2 protein-coding genes are annotated in these 2,216 nt (G+C 61.4%); both read left to right on the top strand.

From position 1 onward, the window contains the following. Positions 1–941 (top strand): EscU/YscU/HrcU family type III secretion system export apparatus switch protein (locus tag C2I19_RS16355; RefSeq protein WP_199181229.1); only part of this gene is annotated, 941 nt, incomplete at its 5' end. Positions 942–977: 36 nt separating this feature from the next. Then, on the top strand, positions 978–2,216 hold a 1,239-nt coding region (locus C2I19_RS16350; RefSeq protein WP_199181228.1), incomplete at its 3' end, for a flagellar biosynthesis protein FlhA.

Below are 2,216 nucleotides of genomic sequence, written 5' to 3'. Positions count from 1 at the left end.
TGGCGACGATGGGGCCGCATATGGCCAGGAAGTGCTTTGGGGTGTTTTCGGTGCTGCTGTCGCATGCTGGCGAGTGGTCGTTTTCGCAGGAGGCGCTGGCGGCCTGGATGAGCCGGATGGGGATGGAACTGATGTGGGCGATGGCGCCGCTTTGGCTGTTGCTGATGTTGGTGGCCGTGCTGGCGGGCATGGCGCAGGCTGGTTTGGTCTTCTCGACGGAACCTCTGAAGCCGGATTGGCAAAAGCTCAATCCGGTGGAGGGCTTCAAGCGGCTGTTTACCATGCGTTCCTTGTTCGAGGCGGCCAAGTCCAGCCTGAAGTTCGTGTTCTTCACGCTGGTGTTGTACTGGACCTTGCGCCGTTTGTTGCCGGACTGGCTCTTGCTGACCACGGCGGGCGCGGGCCAGGTGGCGGCAGCCATGGCCGACGCGGCCATGAAAGTGCTGCGCTGGATGGCGTTGGCGATGTTGTTTGCGGCGGCGGCGGATTGGCTGTTTGTGCGGCGCACGCTGAATAAGAATCTGCGCATGTCCAAGCGGGAAGTCAAGGAAGAGTACAAGCGGCGCGAGGGAGATCCGCGGATCAAGTCGAAGCTGAAGGAAATCCGGCTGCAGTTCTTGCAGAAGGCGCGCTCGATGTCCCGGGTGAAGGAGGCGGACCTGCTGGTGGTGAATCCCACCCATCTCGCGCTGGCCATCCAGTATCGGCGAGGCGAAATGGCTACGCCCAAGCTGTTGGCCAAGGGCGGAGGCGAAATGGCTTTGAAAATGAAAGATGTGGCCAGGCGGCACGGTGTGCCGATCATGGAGAACAAGGCATTGGCGCGCGGTTTGTACCGCGACGTGGATGTGGATGAGTGGATTCCGGAGCATTACTTCGGCGCGGTGGCCAAGGCCTTGGTCTGGGCTTTCAAAATAAAGAGAAACGGTTCCGCGCATTAAGCGGCAACCCGACAAAAGTGTGCTTGGATGAGTGGTTTGATCAAGTTTTTAAAGGAAGGGGCGAATGTTTCGATCATCTTGCTGATGGTCGGCATTTTGTTCGTGCTGTTCACGCCGGTTGCCCCCAGCGTGCTCGACGCCTTGCTGCTATGCAATTTCAGCCTGGCCCTATTCGTGCTGCTGCTGACTTTTTATGTGCGCAAGCCAGTTGATTTTTCGACCTTCCCCTCGGTTTTGCTGATTGCGACTTTGTTCCGCCTGTCGCTGAACGTGTCGGCGACCCGCCTCATTCTGTCCGATGGCGACGCAGGCCGCGTGATCGGCGCCATCGGCGCCTATGTCGTCGGCGGCAATTACGTCATCGGCGTGATCGTCTTCCTGATATTGGTAGTGGTGCAGTACGTCGTGGTCACGAGCGGCGCGCAGCGGGTGGCCGAGGTGGCCGCGCGCTTCACGTTGGACAGTATGCCCGGCCAGCAGATGAGCATAGACGCCGATCTCAACATGGGCTTCATAGACCAGGCCGAGGCGCAGCGCCGGCGCAAGGAGCTGGAAATGGAAGCCGGCTTCTATGGCGCGATGGACGGCGCCAGCAAGTTCGTCAAGGGCGATGCCATCGCCGGCATCATCATCATGCTGATCAATGTGATAGGCGGCTTCGCCGTGGGCATGGCGCAGCACGGCATGCCCTGGCAGGACGCGCTGCAAACCTACACGCTGCTGACCATAGGCGACGGCATCGTCACCCAGGTGCCCGCGCTGGTGATCTCGGTGGGCACCGGCATCATCATCACCCGCTCCGCGTCGGATGACCGGCTGAGCGGCGAGGTTCTGCGCCAGTTCACGGCCTATCCCAATCTGCTTCTGCTGGTGGCGGGCGCTTTATCGCTGGCTGCCATGTTGCCTGGGCTGCCTGCTTTGCCCGCTCTGGTTCTGGCGGTCTTGTTCGGCGGGCTGGGTTGGGCGCTGCGCAAGGCACGCGGCGCGGCGCCGGAGGAGGGCGAGGCGGATGGCGGCGGAAAGCAGCGCGAGGCGGAGGCATCGCTGTATGAAGAACTGAAAATCGATCTGTTGTCGATCGAGTTGTCGCCGGAGTTGGCGCCGCTGATGGGGCGGGACGGCAGCTTGCTGCTGGAGCGGATCGGCTTGTTCCGCAAGCAGTACATGCTGGATTCCGGTTTGGTGCTGCCTCAGGTTAGGGTCCGGGAAAGCAAGACCTTGAGAGATGGCGCCTATCAAATCCACCTGCAGGGCGACCGAGTGGGCGAGGGCGCG

Source organism: Chromobacterium alticapitis, assembly GCF_002924365.1.
Taxonomy (GTDB): Bacteria; Pseudomonadota; Gammaproteobacteria; order Burkholderiales; family Chromobacteriaceae; genus Chromobacterium; species Chromobacterium alticapitis.
The sequence above is the reverse complement of the archived record's forward strand: the minus strand, read 5'-3'. Positions and strand labels throughout refer to the sequence as shown.